The 19,196-nt window shown below is 45.1% G+C and carries 20 protein-coding genes and 1 riboswitch; of the genes, 19 read left to right on the forward strand and 1 reads right to left on the reverse strand.

What is annotated here, in order from left to right; translation table 11 throughout:
* The first annotated feature begins 86 nt into the window (after window positions 1-86).
* From V6C11_RS11240 to V6C11_RS11295, 12 genes are all read left to right on the forward strand, one after another.
* On the forward strand, window positions 87-614 hold the full coding sequence (locus tag V6C11_RS11240; RefSeq protein ID WP_333531255.1) for a shikimate kinase: 528 nt from the start codon (window positions 87-89) through the stop codon (window positions 612-614).
* A complete protein-coding gene (locus V6C11_RS11245) occupies window positions 611-2,170 on the forward strand; it encodes a GspE/PulE family protein (protein ID WP_333531256.1) in 1,560 nt (519 codons plus the stop codon). The genes V6C11_RS11240 and V6C11_RS11245 overlap by 4 nt, the downstream gene beginning before the upstream one ends.
* Before the next feature lie 262 nt (window positions 2,171-2,432).
* Window positions 2,433-3,644 carry a type II secretion system F family protein gene (locus V6C11_RS11250; RefSeq protein ID WP_333531257.1) on the forward strand — a complete coding sequence of 404 codons (1,212 nt, stop codon included), beginning with the start codon at window positions 2,433-2,435 and terminating at the stop codon, window positions 3,642-3,644.
* A 26-nt stretch (window positions 3,645-3,670) separates the two neighbouring features.
* The gene (locus V6C11_RS11255) at window positions 3,671-4,150 is read left to right on the forward strand and encodes a type II secretion system protein GspG (RefSeq protein WP_333531258.1); all 480 of its coding nucleotides are present in this window, start codon (window positions 3,671-3,673) and stop codon (window positions 4,148-4,150) included.
* On the forward strand, window positions 4,080-4,652 hold the full coding sequence (locus V6C11_RS11260) for a hypothetical protein (protein ID WP_333531259.1): 573 nt from the start codon (window positions 4,080-4,082) through the stop codon (window positions 4,650-4,652). Before V6C11_RS11255 ends, V6C11_RS11260 begins: the two co-directional genes overlap by 71 nt.
* Window positions 4,653-4,663: 11 nt before the next feature.
* Window positions 4,664-5,095, forward strand: coding sequence for a type IV pilus modification PilV family protein (locus V6C11_RS11265; RefSeq protein WP_333531260.1), 432 nt, complete (start codon window positions 4,664-4,666; stop codon window positions 5,093-5,095).
* On the forward strand, window positions 5,059-5,697 hold the full coding sequence (locus V6C11_RS11270; RefSeq protein WP_333531261.1) for a PulJ/GspJ family protein: 639 nt from the start codon (window positions 5,059-5,061) through the stop codon (window positions 5,695-5,697). Before V6C11_RS11265 ends, V6C11_RS11270 begins: the two co-directional genes overlap by 37 nt.
* A gap of 57 nt (window positions 5,698-5,754) precedes the next feature.
* Window positions 5,755-7,098, forward strand: a complete 1,344-nt coding sequence (locus V6C11_RS11275) for a hypothetical protein (RefSeq protein ID WP_333531262.1) — start codon at window positions 5,755-5,757, stop codon at window positions 7,096-7,098.
* 20 nt (window positions 7,099-7,118) lie between these two features.
* Window positions 7,119-8,051, forward strand: a complete 933-nt coding sequence (gene pilM / locus V6C11_RS11280) for a type IV pilus biogenesis protein PilM (protein ID WP_333531263.1) — start codon at window positions 7,119-7,121, stop codon at window positions 8,049-8,051.
* Window positions 8,048-8,728: a hypothetical protein gene (locus V6C11_RS11285; RefSeq protein WP_333531264.1), complete on the forward strand. Its 681-nt coding sequence runs from the start codon at window positions 8,048-8,050 to the stop codon at window positions 8,726-8,728. Before pilM (V6C11_RS11280) ends, V6C11_RS11285 begins: the two co-directional genes overlap by 4 nt.
* Before the next feature lie 64 nt (window positions 8,729-8,792).
* Window positions 8,793-9,416, forward strand: coding sequence for a type 4a pilus biogenesis protein PilO (gene pilO / locus V6C11_RS11290; protein ID WP_333531265.1), 624 nt, complete (start codon window positions 8,793-8,795; stop codon window positions 9,414-9,416).
* Between the two features lie 86 nt (window positions 9,417-9,502).
* Entirely contained in the window at window positions 9,503-10,954 is a 1,452-nt protein-coding gene (locus V6C11_RS11295; RefSeq protein WP_333531266.1) for a TldD/PmbA family protein, read from the forward strand.
* A gap of 42 nt (window positions 10,955-10,996) precedes the next feature.
* Here V6C11_RS11295 and V6C11_RS11300 read toward each other — a convergent pair whose 3' ends face one another.
* Window positions 10,997-11,557 carry a Uma2 family endonuclease gene (locus V6C11_RS11300; RefSeq protein ID WP_333531267.1) on the reverse strand — a complete coding sequence of 187 codons (561 nt, stop codon included), beginning with the start codon at window positions 11,555-11,557 and terminating at the stop codon, window positions 10,997-10,999.
* A 185-nt stretch (window positions 11,558-11,742) separates the two neighbouring features.
* Window positions 11,743-11,826: riboswitch (cyclic di-GMP riboswitch) on the forward strand.
* Window positions 11,827-11,903: 77 nt separating this feature from the next.
* Between V6C11_RS11300 and V6C11_RS11305 the strand changes: the two genes are divergently transcribed.
* From V6C11_RS11305 to V6C11_RS11335, 7 genes are all read left to right on the forward strand, one after another.
* On the forward strand, window positions 11,904-13,580 hold the full coding sequence (locus V6C11_RS11305; protein WP_333531268.1) for a GspE/PulE family protein: 1,677 nt from the start codon (window positions 11,904-11,906) through the stop codon (window positions 13,578-13,580).
* Window positions 13,581-14,663, forward strand: a complete 1,083-nt coding sequence (locus V6C11_RS11310) for a type IV pilus twitching motility protein PilT (RefSeq protein WP_333531269.1) — start codon at window positions 13,581-13,583, stop codon at window positions 14,661-14,663.
* 139 nt (window positions 14,664-14,802) lie between these two features.
* Window positions 14,803-16,005, forward strand: a complete 1,203-nt coding sequence (locus V6C11_RS11315; protein ID WP_333531270.1) for a type II secretion system F family protein — start codon at window positions 14,803-14,805, stop codon at window positions 16,003-16,005.
* Between the two features lie 114 nt (window positions 16,006-16,119).
* Window positions 16,120-17,163: a type IV pilus biogenesis protein PilM gene (gene pilM, locus V6C11_RS11320; RefSeq protein WP_333531271.1), complete on the forward strand. Its 1,044-nt coding sequence runs from the start codon at window positions 16,120-16,122 to the stop codon at window positions 17,161-17,163.
* Between the two features lie 4 nt (window positions 17,164-17,167).
* Window positions 17,168-17,884 (forward strand): PilN domain-containing protein, encoded by a 717-nt coding sequence (locus V6C11_RS11325; protein ID WP_333531272.1) that lies wholly within the window; start codon window positions 17,168-17,170, stop codon window positions 17,882-17,884.
* A gap of 2 nt (window positions 17,885-17,886) precedes the next feature.
* On the forward strand, window positions 17,887-18,420 hold the full coding sequence (locus tag V6C11_RS11330; RefSeq protein WP_333531273.1) for a type 4a pilus biogenesis protein PilO: 534 nt from the start codon (window positions 17,887-17,889) through the stop codon (window positions 18,418-18,420).
* Window positions 18,421-18,462: 42 nt separating this feature from the next.
* Entirely contained in the window at window positions 18,463-19,095 is a 633-nt protein-coding gene (locus V6C11_RS11335; protein ID WP_333531274.1) for a hypothetical protein, read from the forward strand.
* Window positions 19,096-19,196: the final 101 nt, after the last annotated feature.

The following is a 19,196-nucleotide window of genomic DNA, read 5'->3' on the forward strand; positions in this document are numbered from 1 at the left end:
CCTACGGGCTGTTTTTGGCAGTCCTCGTGAAGGGGAATGGTGAAAGACTTAACCACTGGAGACAGTGGATTAGGCAGGTGTAAATTATGAAGAATATTGTGTTAGTGGGTTTTATGGGTTCTGGAAAAAGTTCAACTGGTCGACGCCTGGCCCGTAAGCTTGGCTATGATTTTATAGATACGGACTACGCCATAGAGGAAGTTACTGGACTTACAGTGGAACAAATCTTTGTTAAACATGGTGTGAAACGCTTTCGGGGCGAGGAAGCATTATTGGTAAGTAAATTAACAAACAGAGAAAACCTGGTTATAGCCACTGGCGGCGGTCTGGTACTTAATCCGCAAAATATTGAAAAGCTTAAAATCAATGGTATTTTTATTTGCCTGCAGGCTTCTCCTGAAACGATCTGCAAAAGAGTGAGAAATAAAAGAACACGCCCTTTGTTGGCCCGGGGAAATTTAAGAGAAAAGGTCATGAAGCTGCTGGAGGAACGGCAAAATGCCTATCAAATGGCGGATTATACAGTTAATACGGATAATTTAGATCCCGAGGCCATTGTTGACATAATATACCAATACCTTTTGGAAAGAGGTGCCATTGGTGAGAACCATTGATTGGTGATATTTTAGTTGAAAAGGGTGTCATTAACTCACAGCAACTTCGGGAAGCCTTAAATTGCCAGGGGCAAGCATCTGATTCTGTTATCAATCTACAGGAGATTGATCAAAGTCTCTTAAAGATGTTCCAAGAACATGTCCTGCGCAGATATAAAATATTTCCCCTTGAGAAAAAAGACTGCAAATTAACAGTGGCCATGGCGGAACCGGCCAATGTCATTGCCATCGATGATTTAAAAGTAATATCCAATTGTGAGATTGTTCCAGTGAAGGCCCAGGAGCATCTTATTGAGTTAGCCATTGACCACTTCTTTGATCGTTATAAGAAGGAACTTTTGCTTAGGGAAATAAAGCCAGTTTGGCTTCAGGAAGAAAATAAAGAAATCCCCATTATACAGTTAGTTTACCAAATTATAAACCGGGCCATTGATCAAGGGGCCAGTGACATTCACATAGAACCCTTGGAAATGAGGGTAAGGGTGAGGTACCGCATTGACGGCATATTAATGACGGCTATGGAATTAGCTTCGGAAGTTGAAAGGTCCGTGGTTTCCAGAATTAAGATCATGTCACAGTTGGATATTGCGGAAAAGCGATTGCCCCAGGATGGCCGTATTCAATATGAGAAAGAAAACTGGCAGTACGATTTAAGGGTTTCTACCATGCCCACTGTCTACGGAGAAAAGGTCGTAATTCGAATTTTAAATTCAGATAGCCTAAAAAGATTTAATATTGACCAACTTAGTTTTTCCCCCCATAACCTAGGACGCTTTCGCCAATGTCTAAGGGCTTCTAGTGGCATGGTGTTAATTACTGGGCCAACTGGCTGCGGTAAAACAACAACCCTCTATGCCGTATTAAATGAACTAAATAATGAAGGAAGTAATTTTAGCACCATCGAAGACCCGATTGAATACCGCTTAGAGGGTGTCAATCAAACCCAGGTCAATGTAAAGGCTGGGATGACCTTTGCTTTGGGGTTAAGGGCCCTTTTGCGACAGGATCCAGATATTATTATGGTGGGAGAGATAAGGGATCGGGAGACCGCTGAAATTGCCAGCAATGCATCCGATACGGGGCATTTGGTGCTATCGACCTTACATACCAATGATGCCTTAAGTGCCCTAGACCGGCTGATCCACATGGGTTTGCCATCCTTTCAGGTAGCCTCCTCTGTTCTGGGGGTGGTATCCCAACGCTTGGTTCGTAAACTTTGTCCCTTTTGCCGGGAGGAATACCTGCCAGAAATTAATTCCCCGGAGTATCTTTTCCTCAGGGGCACTCCCTGGCAAGGCAGCTTATTTTACAAACCAGCGGGTTGTGTACACTGCAACCACATTGGCTATCGGGGTCGCATGGCGATTCACGAGGTGCTTCGGGTAGATAATACCCTTCGAACCTTGTTAGTGGAAAGATCTCCCCTTGATACCATGAGAAAGGCAGCCGCTCAAGGAGGGATGACTACCCTGAAAATTGATGGCCTGGAAAAGGCCCTGCAGGGTTTAACCAGTATCCAAGAGATTATACGGGTGGCTTATTCTGAGGATCGTTAAGCAGTTAAAGAACAATCCAAGGCACCAAAAGAAGATGAGAAACTTTGAAGAAGTTCGAAAACGTGTGACCAGAGGTCAGCCGTTGTGATCCTGAGCGGTGGCGAAGGATTTTAACGACACTAGGTGCCTGGCAGCGTCGAATGAAGAAAAAATTAAAAATAAATTCCTGCCCAGGCAGGAATTTATTGCTTTTTGTTGAAATGCAGGTTAATTTGTAAATATTTTTCAATTTTTTAAAATTCTGTAGGTGATTCTTTTGCCTTTGTTTTTTAAGTTTATGGCCAAGGATTACACGGGAAATCTTGTTCAAGGTGAGATCAAAGCTGCCCATAAATATGCAGCGATCAAACTTTTGAGAAGTAAAAGGCTTTTTGTTACGGAGATAAGGCAAATTGTCCATGCAGATACCCCCTTGGGTGAAATTCCAATATTTCCAGGGTGGGTAGGTATCAAGGAGTTAGCCCTATTTTCTCGGCAATTTGCTACCTTGCACAGCTCCGGCTTACCGATTACCCAAAGTATTGATATATTAATAAAACAGACAGGGCAAAGGGCTTTAAAAAGCTGCCTAAAGGATATTGCCGAAAGCCTGCAGGCTGGTAATTCCCTGGGGCAAGCCCTGGCAAAACACAAGCCGTTTTTCCCAGCCTTTTTTATCAGCATGATCGAAGCTGGTGAAATGAGTGGTTCTCTGGATCAGGTACTCCACCGCCTGGCTGGTTATTTTGAAAGTTCTCATGAATTAATGGCTAAGTTTAAAACGGCCATTGCCTATCCCCTGTTTGTCATGGCGATGTCCATGTTTACCATTGGCTGTATTTTCATATTTGTCCTTCCTACCTTTGCACAAATTATCATCGATTTACAAGCTCCGGTTACCATGCCCACCGTTATTATTCTTCAACTTAGTGAATGGCTGCAAAAAAGTTGGTATTTATTAATATTGCTGCCGCTTATGTTAGGGGCGCTTTATAAAAAAATTAGCCACAGTTCTCGGTACAAAGTGGCATTTGATCACTTCATCTTGCACATTCCCGTTTACGGCACCATTATCAAACAGATCCATATTGTTCGGATATGCAGAACCCTGGCTATCCTTTTGGAAAGCGGCATTACCCTGATGACGGGTTTAGAAATGATCCAGTCGCAAACCCAAAATACAGCTTATAAGGAGGTCATCTCCCAGACGATCGAAAGTCTGAAAGCAGGAAATGGCTTATCCCTACCCTTAAAGGGTAGCCCCTACTTCCCGCCCATGGTCAGCAATATGATAGGGGTTGGGGAAGAGACGGGTAAATTAGACGCTGCATTAAAAAGGATTACAGACTTTTATGAAAGGGAAGTTTACCGATCCATGACCCGCCTGACCACATTAATGGAGCCTATCTTAATCTGTCTGGTGGGAGGGATTGTCGGCCTGATCATGATCGCTATGCTAATGCCTATTTTTAGCATCATGGACTCAATCCAGTAGTTTATATAGATAAAGGGGGTTCCGTTTTGAAAGAATTAAAAAACAAGCGGGGTTTTACGATGATTGAGGTATTGGTGGTGGTAACCATGATTGGCATCCTGGCAACTATATTTGTCCCTAAAATAACGAATCAACTGGATAAACCCAGGAAAACCCGGGCGATAATTGAGATTAAAACGATGAAAAATGCACTGGATATTTATTATGCGGAAAATAACAGCTATCCAACCGATGCAAAGGGTATTGCGGAGGTTATGGAAGAACATGGCGTACTTGGCGGGAAGTTTGGCACAGACAAAGCTTTAGACCCCTGGGGCAAGGCCTATTATCTTTCAATAGAAAGTCAAAAATATACCATTTGGTCCCAAGGGCCAAAGGAAAATGAATTAGCAGACAATATTCTTGCCAAACACGACGATACCGAGATTTATGGTAATGAAGAAGAGGAAGCAATGCCAACAGACCATGTTTATGCCAGCAACAAGAAGGCCCCGTCGGAACCCTAAACAAGTTATGCAGAATTTCGCTTTAATAAAAAAGATGGGTAATTTTGGCGCAAAGGCTTTCACCCTAGTAGAAGTAATTATTTCCCTTCTCTTTATTGCTATAATCTTAGCCATAGCATTTCCAAAGCTCAACAACATCTTAGCCCACTACCAAACCATTACCACCGTGCGTAATCTTGTCTCCGATATTCAATATACCCAACAACTAGCCACTAAAAGTGAGGATGCCTATGCTTCCTATGAAATTGAATTTAAGCCATTCCAAGAACAATACCTGATCAAACATGGCAACCAAATATTAAGCACCGTGAACTTTCCGCCAGAGGTGGATTTAGTGGATACAAACCTGAGTCAACAGGGTATGAGAGAATATTTAACCTTTACGATTCAGGGGAACCCCCAAAGGGCAGGCACCATAACCATCCAAAACCGAAAATCAGGGAAAGGTTATTTCATACATATCACAGTGTTAACAGGCAGGGTTAGAGTAGCCACTACCTAGGGGGGAAGGCCATGGCAGGTCAAAGGGGGATTAATCAAATCAAAGGCTTTTCGTTAATAGAAGTACTGGTTGCGATGTCCATTTTAATGCTGGTTTTATTGCCCGTGTATACAACCATATTTCAAACAAACCGCGCTAATATAGAAAACCAAGGGAAATTAACGGCCCTGCATCTAGCTAAGGCCAAAATAGAAGAAATAAAGGCTTTGGGTTGGCTGGAATTTAAGGCCTTGTACCTAGCGGATCCTGCTTATCCAACGGAAATAGAGCCGCTGCCCTTTGGTCCTGAGTATATGGTCGATCCCCAGCGGGATTTTACCTATCGAGTGAAAGTATGGCCAGGGGAAACAAATCTAAGCTATACCATAGAAGCAACGGTGTATTATAAGGAAGCAGGAAAAGAAAAATGGCAGACCCTTTACACCGAAAAATGCCGCCGATGATGCTAAGAAAGATTCTAAACCACAGAGGATTTAGTCTTATCGAAGTAATGATTGCCATGGTTATCTTGGTGTTGGTTGTCAATGCTGCCTACGGACTGCTGTTAAGCAGCCTGTCCTCCTACCATCGCCTGAGCCGTGACAGTGATGACTTGGCCCAAATGAGAATTGCCATGAACCGCTTGGAAAGGGAACTAAGGGAAGCCCGCTGGCTAACCACCAACACCAGTCCTACCGTACTAAAGTTTCGTCTGCCCAACCACATGACCGATGCCAACACACGAATACCGATCACCTATGCCAGGGATAAGATGATCTCCTATTATGTTAACAACGGTGAACTGCTTCGCCGTATCTATGACATTCCTGCCAGTGGCTTTGATGGTGCAACACCCAACCGGGGCGATCCACCGGGCCGCTTGAATGAAGGGGTTAATATCATTGCCCGCAATATCCAGTCCCTGGAACTGACCTATTTTCCCATAGAAACACCAGACCATTCTTATAAAACAACCGTAAGAATTACCCTTAGGGGTCAAGCCTCCGGGGCCAAACCCATTATATTAACCTCAACGATCCAACTAAGGTCTCAGAAGGGATGGTGAAACCATCTGAGAACCAAATTATTCAATTCAAGGGGCCAGGCACTCATCTTTGTCAGTATGCTGCTACTGCTGTTAAGTATTGTCTGTGCCGCAGCACTTAAACTGATGCAGAACGAAAAACTTACCCTGAGGGGTTCAGAGGAAGAATTACAGGCCTACTATCGGGCAGAGGCAGCCATGGAAAAGGTATTTTCCATTGTTAAAGATAACGCCGTGGTTATAGAACGATTTACCCTCAACAAAGCCTACGGCAGGTACGAGTTGGAAAGTTTACAAAAAACACTGTCTGGTAAGGATGCGGCCAGCATTGCTTCTTTAAGAACGATCCCCAACCTGAATATTACCAAAACCTCTGCCAGCAGCAATGTCTGCCAGCTTAGGGTTGAAGTATCAGCAGAATATTACGATGCTAAAAAATCCTTGGTAGCAAATATTAAAGTAGGTTTACCTTTGAATCGTTTCCAGGGAATTTTTGTCCAAGCCTCTCCTGACATCCAAAATAACGCCAGCCTGCAAACCCCTCTCTATATCCTAAATGATGTTCAATGTCAACCAGTGGGCACCTTTGGCCAAAACATTTATATCAAAGGCAATTGTCTTCTTCAGCCAGGTACTGATTTAACAACGGACACATTAAAAATTTTGGGTAACGTAACCCTGGCCAGCGGTGCTCAAATGAAGGGAGAATTACTGGCCAAAGGAGATCTTTTAATAAATGGAGATATTTTGGGCGGACCGGTCAGAAGCGAGGGTCATGTTATCGTGGAGGAGGGTCATGTTGGTAGCCCCCTTGTTTTGGAGGATGGCAATATAGCCTGGGATGGGGATATTTATGCCGGCAAAACCATCTCTCCGGAAACCTCCTCACAGTTTGGTCAGGCCTATGCCAATCAGCCACAGATCATAAACCACAGCTTTTTGGAATATCCAAACATGGATCTAAATTGGTATGACAAGAATTGTGATTCCTTTTATGCTGGGGATCAAGTCCTGCGGGCAGAGGACTTAACCGAAGGGATTCATTATATTCAGGGGAATGTTACCCTTACGGGACTTTATCAGGGAAATATAACCCTTATTTCCTCTGGTATGGTTACCATTGCCGCTGGCGCAAGCCTGCGAGCAGCAAATGCAGCAAAGGACTCCCTTTTCATCCTGGCCAAGGAGAAGGTTCTCGTGGAAAGTCAAGCTCAGGTTGATGCCTTGGTCTATACTGCTGGGACCATGCAGTTGGCTAACCAGGCGAGGTTGGCTGGGGCTGTTATTTGTCAAGAGTTTATTTGTCATGGTGCAGCAGTCGTTAGCCAACCGATCCTGAACAATATTCACCCTACCTGGACCACTACAGAAATTGAAATCCTTTCCTGGCAAGAAAAATACCCGGTATTTCCCATGAATTAGAGGTATGAGGAGTATATAAAGTGAAGATATTTTTCCGGCATCTTTTTAAACAAAGGCCCTGCCTAAGGGCAGTGGATATCGGAACCTATGAAATAAAGCTCATTGAGCTAAGAATGAGTAGAGGTGTTCCCCGGATTCATAAATATGCCAGTATAGCAACGCCTCCCCCCAGAGAAGGTACGTTAGCTGAGGAGGCAATAGCCCAGGTCCTTGCCAGCTTAACCGAATTGGCAGGTGTTAAAGGCAAGGAGGTAATCACAGCCATATCGGGTGCCAGGGTGATTACCAGGCAAATTAAAATACCATTTATGGAGGAGCGGGATTTAGAGGATACTGTAAAGTCCGAGGCTGCGCGGCATATTCCTTTGCCGGTGGAAGACCTGACTCTGCGTTATGTAAAGCTAGGCCAGGAAAAGGAGGAAGGTACGGACCAACTTAACATCATGTTGATTGCTGTTCCCACGGCCCTGGTGGAACAATATTACCACATCTTTTTCATGGCAGGCTTGACCCCTAAGGCCATTGATTTGCAAGCCTTTGGACTTTGGCGGTTATTTGGCAGACCTGCCAGTCCCAGCATACTGGCAATTTTTGATATTGGTATAACCTATTCTCAGGTTTTAGTGCTGCAAGCGGGGGAGATAAAATTTCTCAGGGGCATTACCCTTGGCAGCAATGCCGGCATTCATAATCTGGCATTGGAACTAAAAAGATCCTTAGACTACTATTGCGGACAAAGGGCGGAAGAAACAATCGAAAGGGTCATTCTAACCGGCGGCGGTTCTAAGATAAAGGGTGTGGAATCATATCTAAGCAATAGCTGTGGGATACCCATTAAGGTGGAGATACCCACCTGTTGGCAGGTCTATGGTAAAAAAGCGGCCCAAGATTTACCCTATGATCCTTCCTACGCAGTTCCCTTGGGTCTGGCCCTAAGGGAGGTAGACGTGTGAAGTATCAGGTAAATCTCTTGCCTCCCTATCTGGAACCACAACAACCAACAAATTATGGCAAAAAGCTGTTTTTAACCACTTTAGCCGGCCTCTTACTTTTATTGCTTTTCATTGCTTATGGAATTTTTTATACCAAGCTCACCCTACTGCAAAGACAAGTGGATCGGGAAACAGTGGCGTTGTCTGAGCTTCAGGAAAAAACGAAGTCCCTGCAAAATTTAATAGCCAGTAACAAAATGAAAGAAGAACAATTCCTAGCCCTTTCCCAACTAGCTCAAAATCCTTTGTGCTGGTATGAACTGCTGCGTGAGATACCTCTGGCGTTGCCAATGGATACTTGGCTTACGGGCATTGAGATAAAGAAGGTAGAGAATATTTCCAGTGAAGGAGGATTTGTCTCAGCTATTCTGGGCAACCAGGGCAAAACCACAGCCCAGGAGATTCCCCCAAAAGAGTCAAAGAAAACGGTCATCAACACCCCTCCGTCCCCGCCGGTGCCCAATATACTGTATATTTATGGTGCCTGTTGGGTTATGGGCTCTGTGGGTGTGCTGGTGGATAACCTGAGCCAACTACCCCACTTCCAAAATGTCAAATTGGTGGAGGCAAAATATGATCGGCAAAGGGGAATGATAAAATTTGAACTGGTGGCCCAAATTAAAACCGCTCAGTCCTAGGGAGAGGATATGGCTCCTAAGCCTCCTTAGTTTACTGCTGTGCCTGGGTTTTTATAGGCTGGTATTGGAAAAACAAATAAATCAATATTTCGATCTGGAAACCAGGCTGCAAGGTACTCAGCAAGAGTTAGCCAAGGCCAGCAAGGTTTTAGCAGAGGAGAAAAAGCAAAGGGAATTGGCTGTGGCAGTGGATAATAAACTTAAGCCAATGATTTCTTTGGTTGATACCCGTCTACACAAAGGGGACGCTCTGGCCTACTTAAATTGGCAGGCCGATCAAAATCACACCCACCTGCAAGATCTCAAACCTTTGCAGGTAGTGGATAAAAAGCATTATTTAGAAATGCCCTTTACCCTAAAGGTTCAGGGCACCTACCAGGATGTTGTTAACTATATTAAGGTGCTAGAAAGCTTACCTAATATTTCGGAAATACGCAGAGCAGAATTCCGTCCCCTGGATAAAGAAGTCCGTGCTTTGGCAGGAGAGGCCATCATTACAGCAGAGCTAGACCTGGTTGTTTTTTCTGTTAAAGAAGGAACCAGAATCCTAGATGCAGGTAAAGAACTTTCCGAACGCTGGCAGGTCGGCCGGGATAATGCCTTTCAAGGTGTGGAACCTCTTTCGCCGCTGGAGGGTATGACCATACCCAATGGAGAGCCTTCCCTGGAGGAACTAATTGGCAATTAGTGAAATATAATATAAAATGTACACATAGATTCAATTTAATAGGTAGAAACTAGAAAGAAGTATAGGGATTACAGGAGGGACCCAGTTTGGTTGATAAAAACGGTTTAAAAGAGGTCTTAGGTGTTGCCCTGTCCAATGGCGGCGACTTTGCTGATGTTTTTATAGAAGAGAAACAAAGCATTGGTATCGGCATGGAGGCTGGCAAAATCGAGCGGGTTTATTCTGGCTTGGATGCCGGAGCGGGTATTCGGGTGTTATCCGGGGAGGTTACAGCCTATGCCTATACCAATGACCTGACGAAGGATGGTCTACTGGAGGCGGCCAAAATAGTCAGTCATGCCGCCAAGGGAAGCAAAAAAGACCTTAACCTGGACTTAACTTCAATTAAGCCCCTGGTTAATTTTGAAATTAAAACCCGGCCGGAAAGTGTGCCCACCACCACCAAAGTGGATTTAGTGAAAAGGGTGGAAAGGGCCGCCAGGGCTGTGGATAAGGATAAGATTAAGCAGGTTATCGTTGGCTACGGCGATACCGTACAAAAGGTAACCATTGCCAACACCGAGGGGACCTTTGTGGAGGATGAAAGAATCCGTACCAGGCTAGTTGTCAATGTGGTTGCTTCAGAGAATAATGTCATCCAGACAGGCTATGATGCCATCGGCAGTCATGCTGGTTTTGAATTGTTTGAGCAGTATAACCCCGAGGAATTTGCCCAGATTGCCGCCCAGCGTGCAGTGAATATGCTTGAGGCAGTACCGGCACCCTCCGGTAAAATGCCTGTGGTAATGGCCGGGGAAGCTGGCGGCACCATGGTTCACGAAGCCTGTGGTCACGGCCTGGAAGCAGATTTGGAGCAAAGGGAACTGTCTGTTTACACCAACAAAAAAGGCCAACAGGTGGCCAATGAATTGGTTACAGTGGTGGATGATGCCACCATAACCAACCGTTACGGTTCCTACCGCTTTGATGATGAAGGGGTGCCCTCCCAGAAAGTTACACTGATTGAAAAGGGCATCCTGACCGATTACCTTTACGATCACCTGACAGCCGCCAAAGAAGGCCGGGAATCCAACGGCCATGGCCGCCGGGAATCCTATCAACACAAACCCATTCCCCGCATGGGCAATACCTACATTGCCCCGGGCAAAGAGGACCCGGAAAAAATTATCAAAGATTACAAAAGCGGTCTGCTGGTCAAAAAAATGGGCGGTGGTCAGGTCAATACCACCACCGGGGATTTTGTCTTTGATGTGGCAGAGGGTTATTTAATTAAAGATGGAGAAATCGGCCAAATGGTGCGGGGAGCAACCCTCACTGGCAACGGCCCGGAAGTTCTGCGCATGGTAGAAAGGGTTGGTTCCGATCTGGGCTTCACCATTGGCACCTGCGGCAAAGACGGCCAAGGGGCCCCTGTATCTGACGCCCAACCAACCATGGCCATTAAGGAACTGGTGGTAGGCGGCACAGCCCACAGTGATGAGGATAATAAACTTAGCCGCAAACTGGATGAAGGCTTTGGGAAGATCAGAAGAATATAGAATCGTTAAGGACGGCTCAGGCCGTCCTTAAAAGTTTACGTATCATGGTGTTATGATTTCAAATATTTTAGTTAATTCAAGCTGAAGGCCAGGAAAAAGAGTGGAAGTTAAAAGGGTTTCCTCACTAAAGACGCCAGCTTTTTGTAAATCACTGTCACCCTGAGTAAAGGTTTCAATGAGTCGGTTATCAGGGTCAACAATCCAATATTCTCTAACACCATGGGCAAAATAAAGCCTTCTTTTATCGAAGCGGTCACGCTTAATGGTTGAGGGGGAGAGTACCTCTACGACTAAATCAGGTGCACCTTGAATATTTAGTTTTTTAATAATAGAAAGCCGTTCTTTCGTAATATAGAGGATATCCGGTTGAAGTATATTGTGATTGTCAAATACCACATCTGTGGGAGCAGTAAAAACTTCCCCAATGCCATTTTCATAGACAAAACTATTTAAAATAGTGTACAGTCGTCCTACCACCCTTTGATGATTCACACTTGGCGAAGGTACCACAAATAACTCCCCTTCCAAAAGTTCATACTGTTCTTGACCATTTAATCCCATGTAATCTTCATAGGTATACAGCTTCTGGCTGACCTTCCTCATCTCGTTCACCTGCCTTAAAATTTAAGACCTAATATGCTTTGCAATATTTTAACACACCAATTCTATTTTACAAATAATTGGAAAAGCATCAACTAGCTAATTTTTTTATTTATAAGCATTCTAAAAAGGATATTGTTGACAAAAAGAGAATAATTATAAAACACATTAGATCTTTGTAGTATATTAAATAATAGGGGCATACTTCGCGAAAGTGAAGGACGCAAAGCTTCGGGCCTAAAGACCCAGTCCATGGCAGCCGGGTTGCCTTAGGATATTTAACGAAACCTAAGTTTTATTACTGGTGGTTTCGTTTTTTGCGTTAATAAAAAGGAAACAGGAGAGGTCTATGAAGTTTACGCGGGGTTTTTTAGGAACATGGTTAGTTAATGAGGGTATTATCACACAGAAACAGTTGGAGGATGCCCTGGAGTATCAAAGGCAAAACCCAGAACAGACCGGAGTGTTAGGTAAGGCCTTAGTACATCTAGGTTATTGCTCCGAGGATGATATAGCAAGGATTATCGCCAAGCAGGCAGGGGTTCCCTTTGTCTCTTTGGAGAAATACAACATCGACCCGGCAGCGATTACGACCGTTTCAGTTGATGCGATGAAACGCTACCGAGCATTTCCCATTGGCTTTAATAATGGCAAACTGTTGGTGGCCATGCAAAAACCCACGGATATTGTTGCCATTGATAATATACGTTCCTTAACAGGCCTAGAGGTTATGCCCGTGTTTTCTCCGGATAGTGAACTGGACGTGGCCATTGAAAAATACAGCCGGGAAGCCCTGGGATTTAATAAGGTAGAAGAAGAAACACCACAGGTTGAAGAACTTACAGAAAACATAGATGACGACCAAAAACCAGCTGTGCAGTTGGCTAACCTGATTTTATCCCAGGCCGTGGCCGCTAAGGCCAGTGATGTCCATATTGAGAGATATGAAAAACGTATGAGGGTGCGATTTAGAATTGATGGTGTATTGCATGATATCATGGAACCGCCGGTAAAGATGCATGCCACCCTGGTATCCCGCCTTAAAGTAATGGCCAATCTGGATATAGCCGATCGCAGGGTACCCCAGGACGGACGGATGTCCCTTAGAATTGAAGGAAGACCCATTGATATTCGTATGGCTACCTTACCAACTGGTTATGGTGAAAGGTTAACCATGCGCCTGTTGGATGGTTCAGCTAGGGTGATTAGTCTGGAAGAACTTGGTGTAGCAACAAAAATACTTGAAAAATACCGTGATCTTCTAAAATTGCCCTATGGTTTCATTTTAGTAACAGGCCCCACCGGCAGCGGCAAAAGCACCACCCTATATGCCAGTCTCAACTCCCTTGATCGGGTTAGTAAAAATGTCATTACCATTGAAGATCCTGTGGAATATCGAATGGAGGGGGTTAATCAAATTCAAATTAATCCCCAGGCAGGGCTTACCTTTGCCTCGGGTCTTCGCTCTATCCTGAGAAATGACCCGGATATTATTATGGTGGGTGAGATTCGCGATCATGAAACTGCCAAAATTGCCATTGAATCAGCCATGACTGGCCATATGGTTCTGGCCACCTTACATACCAATGATGCCCCCGGTGCCATCACCCGATTAACTGAAATGGGCGTTGAACCTTTTCTGATTGCTTCATCCCTCGTATGTGTTTTAGCCCAGCGTTTGGCCAGGGTGCTTTGTCCCCATTGTAAAGAAAAGATTCAGTTACCCAGGGAAGATTTGGCCAAGATTCCTGATTTCCCCTTTGAGGCTGGCGAAGATCGGGTTACCTTATATAAGCCAAAGGGCTGTATGAGGTGCAGCAACACTGGCTTCCGTGGCAGGGTAGGTATCTACGAACTATTATTTGTTACCGAGAAAATTCAACGCCTGGCCCTGGCCAAGGCCTCAGCCAAAGAAATAACCAAGGCTGCTCTGGCAGAGGGTATGGTTGTTTTGAGACAAGATGGTTTGTTAAAGGTAAAACAAGGTATTACTTCTTTGGAAGAAGTATTAAGGGTGGTCGTATAGATGGAAAACAGAAAAGTACCGGATATTAATGAAATATTAATACGTACCGTAGGGATGAATGGTTCGGACCTGCACTTAAACGTGGGAACCCAGCCGGCAGTTCGTGTTTACGGTGAACTGGTACGGATGGAAGATGTACCCAAACTGATGCCAAAGGATATCGAAAATATTATTTACCCTATTCTCCAACCCCATCACCGGGAACAATTGGGGAAGGACTGGGAATTGGATTTTTCTTACTCTATTCCGGGCATTAGCCGTTTCCGTGGCAATATCATGTGGCAAAGAGGAACCCTGGCTGTTAACTTCCGGGTGGTAGCCATTAATATCCCCAAGCTTGATGATTTAGGTTTGCCGCCAACGGTTAAGGAATTCTCCCGGCTGCCCAGGGGGCTAGTGCTGGTAACCGGGCCCACTGGCAGTGGTAAATCCACTACCCTGGCCTCAATTATTGATTTAATCAACGAGGAAAGAAGCTTAAATATTGTAACCATCGAAAATCCCATTGAATTTTTGCATAGTCATAAAAAATCCATTGTTAAGCAGCGGGAGGTGGGCATTGATACCCATTCCTTTGGTAATGCCCTAAGACATGTGCTGCGCCATGATCCGGATGTTATTTTAGTGGGAGAAATGCGTGATCTGGAAAGTATCTCCATTGCCCTTACCGCTGCAGAAACAGGACACCTGGTATTTTCAACCCTGCATACCCAAACAGCCACCCTGGCTGTAAATCGTATTGTCGATGTGTTTTCTGACAGCATGCGCAGCCAAATCAGACAGCAGTTGGCAGATTCCTTGCAGGCGGTCGTTGCCCAGCAACTAATGCCTAGGACAGACGGTAAAGGAAGAACCATCGCAGTGGAACTTTTACTGACCAACCCCGCCGTCAGAAATTTAATTCGCGAAGGGAAGGAACACCAACTTTACACGGTCATGCAAACCTCTCGCAACAGCGGTATGCAGACCATGGATCAAGCCCTGGCCAACCTTTGCCTAACAGGAAAAATTAGCCGCAATATGGCCCTCGAACGCTGTGTTGACAAAATCGAACTAGAACGTGCCCTAAACAGAGGGTTTTAGATTGTTGGCAGAAAGCAGAAAACCTAGGTGCCAGGCCTTTGCAGCAGAAAAAACCTTCAAATCAAGCTAACCATACAAGCGGGCAAGGGCCTGGCACCGTCGAACAAAGTTTCCAACCAAAAACAAAGCAGGTGGAAAAATGCCTTTATATTCCTACGAAGCAATGGATAAACTTGGCAACCTAATTGAAGGAAAATTAGAGGCAGAGGACCAATGGTCTGTGGCTTCCCGTCTCAATAAGATGGGTTACACACCCTTGGAAGTGGAAGAACTAAGGGAGTCAGCTCTGAAAACCTCCTTTGGCAGGCGTAAAGTTAAAATCGGTGAACTAGCCTTTTTCAGCCGCCAACTGTCAGCCATGCTTTCGGCAGGCATTCCTTTAACCCGTTGCCTTTATACCCTCAGCGAGCAAAGCAGCAACCCTTTGCTGGCCAATTGTGCCGGTGAAGTGGCTGCTAAGGTGGAGAGCGGTATTAGTTTTTCCGAGGCCTTAAGTTCACATAAAAATATTTTTTCCGACATGTACATTGAAATGGTCAAAGCCGGGGAACTGAGTGGGTCCCTAAACGAGATTTTAACCAGGCTATCCCTCCAACTGGAGAAGGATAAGCTGCTCAAAGATAGTTTAAAGGCTGCTACTTTTTACCCTTCTGTGGTTCTAACCTTCGCAGCTCTAGTAATTATTGCCATGATGTTTTTTGTGGTGCCAATTTTTATTGGTATGTTCCCCCCGGGTATGGAATTACCCCTGCCCACTAAAATTGTGGTGGCATTCAGTGATTCCCTGCGGAGCTACTGGTATCTTCATGCCTTGGGTTTTGTCCTGACCATTCTGGGAATTAAAATCTATTTGGGCAGTGAATTAGGCCGTAAAACCTGGGATGAAATTAAATTTCGACTGCCCATTTTCGGAGAACTTTTTAAAAAGGCCACCATTGCCCGCTTCTGTCGCATGTTGGCGACACTGCTTGGTGGCGGTATCCCGGTTTTGCAGGCCCTGGAATCCGCCGGGCCATCCTCCGGCAGCAGGCAGGTAACAGAGGCCATCCGCTTGACAGGCACCCGAATTCAAGAAGGGCAGAGCATTGCCACACCATTGAAGGAAAGCAAATTCTTTCCCCCCATGGTCATAAATATGATTGCAGTGGGTGAGGAAACGGGTCAACTGTCTGCCCTGCTGGGCAGAGTGGCTGATTTCTACGAAGAAGAAGTGGCCACCATGACCAAAGGCCTCTCCTCCATCCTGGAACCACTATTATTGATTATAGTGGGCATTACCATCGGAGCCATCGTCATAGCCATTTATCTGCCAATATTTAGCGTGGTAACTTCTGTGGGCTAATCGACGTCTATTAATTAAGCCGTGAGCTGAATATGCCTCAGGCTCATGGCCTAGATGGCTTCCGAAAAAACACCAAAAAAGCTGAAGGCTGATGACAAAAAGAGAGGTCATCCTATGAGATTTTTCAAACCCGCCAATGCAGTTGGCTTAGAAATAGACACCGGAACCATTAGGGTCGTGGAGTTAAAGGGAACCCTGCGCTCCGCAGCACTGGTTACAGCCGGGCAAATTGATCTACCAGACCAGGCTGTGGTAGATGGCATTGTCGTTGATGTACAAACAGTGGCCCAGGCCATCAAGGATTTATGGGAAAGGCTTAATATCAGCAGCCGTGAAGTGGTGTTGGGCATTACCAATCACGGTGTCTTTATGCGCTATACGAATTTCCCCAAACTACCAGACAAAAAACTGACTCAGGCGCTGCGCTTCCATGCCGGGGAATATTTTCCCATTGATAATACCCAACTGGTTTTTGACTATGCCCTTCTTGGTGAAGATATAGGAGGAAAAAACGCCCAGTTAAAAGTACTAATGGTCGGTGTGAGGAAAGATTTGTTGGATACCAGCCTAAGAACCCTGGAGGCTGCCAATTTGCAGCCCAAAGTGGTGGATGTTTCCTACCTTGCCTTACTAAGAACCCTGAACAAAGGACAGCTTTCAGATAGCGTGGTTCTGGTAGACCTGGCCAATGGTCTTACCTCCATTCAACTGATCAATAAAGGGATACCGCACTTTGCCAGAATAATCTCCCATTCCCTACAGACCTATGCCCACGAAGTTAACTTGTCTCTGGCAGACCAAGACCTAACGACCCGTGCCCTGGTGGCAGCAGCCAGGGATACTGATTCGGAAGGGTATAACGATAGCCTTGCTGAGGACTGGAGTACCACTCTGGCCAATGAAATTCGTTCCTCGGTTAGTTATTATTTGGCCCAGGCCGATGCTGGTTCAGTGGAAACGGTTATTCTCAGCGGCAGAGGGGCCCTAATTCCCGGACTCGGGGCACACTTGCAAGAGGAACTGGGGGTAACGGTAGAGGTGTTGGACCCTTTGGAAAATTTGCAGCAAACTCTGCTAAGTGATGGACTAGGATTTCCCGAGCTAGATGCGGCCTTCGCTTCTTGTCTAGGTCTGGCTCTTCGAGGATTGGGGGCATAGGTAGATGGACATTAGGATAAATTTACTACCCCCAGAAATAAAGTATCAGTTAGAGCAAAGAAAAAAGCAGCAAAAAATAATGATGCTAGCCGCAGTCATCTTCGTGCTGTTTATTTGTCTAGCGGTGGGGCTGCAAATAGCAAAGGAAAAAGTTAATAGGGATATTGCGAAGTTACAGCAACAAAAGATGCTTTTAGAACAACAAGTAGCCACTCTCAAACCCTATGCAGAACTTCAAGCCAAGAAAGAACAGGTGGACAACCGTGTTAAGAAAGCCATGGGCACCTCGCCTGACTACCCTTCACTGCTGGAGGGGATTGGCTTATATCTGCCGCCCAATATTTGGCTGGAGGATTTTTCAACCAACCTCAGTAAAAACAGTGGTAAGAATGAAACCAAGGATAATGAAATGTTAAATAAAGTGAATCAAGTGACAGAGGCTGTGGCGGGCAAGGTTCCAGAGAATGTAAATCAAGCAGCCAGCAAAGAAAAACAAGTGGTATCCTACGGGGAAGTGATGCTCCGGGGCTATGCCTTAAATAATTTTGCCGTGGCCAATTGGCTTAAGGAACTGGCAAAGTTCCCCCAGCTAACGGATATTCGCTTACAGTCCACAGCCGAGAGGGAAAACGCCGGGGATATATTCACCACCTTTGAAATCAGGGCTTCTTTAGCAGAGCCCAAAGATAAAAAGTCAGCCGGCCAAAGGGCGGGTGAGTAATTATGAAAAAAAAGGGACAAAAAAATTACCTTTCTATTTTTTTAGTAATGATAGCCGGTGTCCTCATGCTATTCTTTATCCATCATCAGCTAATGTCATTGACCGAGGCCCGACAGGAGGCCGCAGCCTTAGGGGAAAACCTGTCGCAAACGAATGTACAAATTCAGTCACTGGTAAAGCTTCAGAACCAAGCAGTTGATATGCAGGAACAAATAGATAAATTGGCACAGGTTATGCCTGAGGAACCATTGGAAGATTTGCTAATTGGTGATTTACAGATCAAAGCCAGCAGCCATGATCTGCAACTGGTGCAAGTTTCCTTTGACCAATATGCTAGCCAAAAAGATTACGTGGAAATGCCCTTTAATATGACCCTTGAGGGACAATATTTGGACTTAATTTACTTTTTAAAGGATCTTCAAAGGGGACCCAGGGCCGTTCAGGTTAGGGGAATAAACATCACCAAGGTTGACCCTGACTTACCCTTGATCAAAATTGCGATATCTGCCTGTACCTTTTACACCAATAATAAGTAATGTAACAACCTAAAACTTGGCTCATTGGCCGGGGGGAAATATATGCAGAAGAAAAGCCTGAAAGACATAGAAATCAATAAAGAATTTTTTCGGCAAATATGGAAGAAGCTGAATGAAACAAAGGTTGAGGACATTCTCCCCTACTTCAAGAAAAACAAAGGGGCTGCCCTGGGGGGAATTTTACTGCTGGTATTTCTGTGCGGTGGTATCTATCTGGTTAAGTACAATATGGACGTCCTAAAATCCGGCAAGACAGGACAAACCACAGCAGTTTCCCCACCGGCAACTGTCGATCCTAAACTGCCTGTGTCCACCTTCCTGCCCCAGGAAAAAAGAACCCTTGACCAGACCACAACCATAAAGGACCCCTTTGCCAGCAAAATGAAGTTAAAGGGCATCATGACCGGCGGCGGGGGAACCAATCTGGCCATCATTGAGCTGGGCAACACCTCCTATATTGCCAAACCCGGAACAGAAATAAGCCAGGGGTTATTTGTGGAGGAAATAAGGCCGGATTTAGTGCTGCTAAAGTCCAAGGAAGAAAGAATGTACCTGGAATTTGGCGGCAGAACCAAGACAGAGAAATTAAATACAGATAAGCAGAAATCCGAGGATCAGGAAAAGGAATCGGGACAGGAACCAGAACGGGACACCAAGATTGAACCACAGCAATAGTAATATTCTCATCAATACCAGGTGTCAACCCAGAACCCTAAGTGCCTGGAACCGCCGCATAGACGTTAATTTTCACAGATAGAAATAACAGAAGGGTGAGA

This window comes from Desulfotomaculum sp. 1211_IL3151 (assembly GCF_036763075.1).
Classification (GTDB): domain Bacteria; phylum Bacillota; class Desulfotomaculia; order Desulfotomaculales; family Desulfotomaculaceae; genus Desulfotomaculum.

Excerpts from the sequence above, each read along its gene's own strand:
- V6C11_RS11330 (WP_333531273.1), top strand. The coding sequence starts at position 17,887 with ATGAAAAAAAAGGGACAAAAAAATTACCTTTCTATTTTTTTAGTAATG.
- V6C11_RS11265 (WP_333531260.1), top strand. The coding sequence starts at position 4,664 with ATGGCAGGTCAAAGGGGGATTAATCAAATCAAAGGCTTTTCGTTAATA.
- pilM (WP_333531271.1), top strand. The coding sequence starts at position 16,120 with ATGAGATTTTTCAAACCCGCCAATGCAGTTGGCTTAGAAATAGACACC.
- V6C11_RS11300 (WP_333531267.1), bottom strand. The coding sequence starts at position 11,557 with ATGAGGAAGGTCAGCCAGAAGCTGTATACCTATGAAGATTACATGGGA.
- V6C11_RS11315 (WP_333531270.1), top strand. The coding sequence starts at position 14,803 with ATGCCTTTATATTCCTACGAAGCAATGGATAAACTTGGCAACCTAATT.
- V6C11_RS11325 (WP_333531272.1), top strand. The coding sequence starts at position 17,168 with ATGGACATTAGGATAAATTTACTACCCCCAGAAATAAAGTATCAGTTA.
- V6C11_RS11270 (WP_333531261.1), top strand. The coding sequence starts at position 5,059 with ATGGCAGACCCTTTACACCGAAAAATGCCGCCGATGATGCTAAGAAAG.
- V6C11_RS11275 (WP_333531262.1), top strand. The coding sequence starts at position 5,755 with ATGCTGCTACTGCTGTTAAGTATTGTCTGTGCCGCAGCACTTAAACTG.
- V6C11_RS11335 (WP_333531274.1), top strand. The coding sequence starts at position 18,463 with ATGCAGAAGAAAAGCCTGAAAGACATAGAAATCAATAAAGAATTTTTT.
- V6C11_RS11240 (WP_333531255.1), top strand. The coding sequence starts at position 87 with ATGAAGAATATTGTGTTAGTGGGTTTTATGGGTTCTGGAAAAAGTTCA.
- V6C11_RS11310 (WP_333531269.1), top strand. The coding sequence starts at position 13,581 with ATGGAAAACAGAAAAGTACCGGATATTAATGAAATATTAATACGTACC.
- V6C11_RS11260 (WP_333531259.1), top strand. The coding sequence starts at position 4,080 with ATGAAGAAGAGGAAGCAATGCCAACAGACCATGTTTATGCCAGCAACA.
- V6C11_RS11305 (WP_333531268.1), top strand. The coding sequence starts at position 11,904 with ATGAAGTTTACGCGGGGTTTTTTAGGAACATGGTTAGTTAATGAGGGT.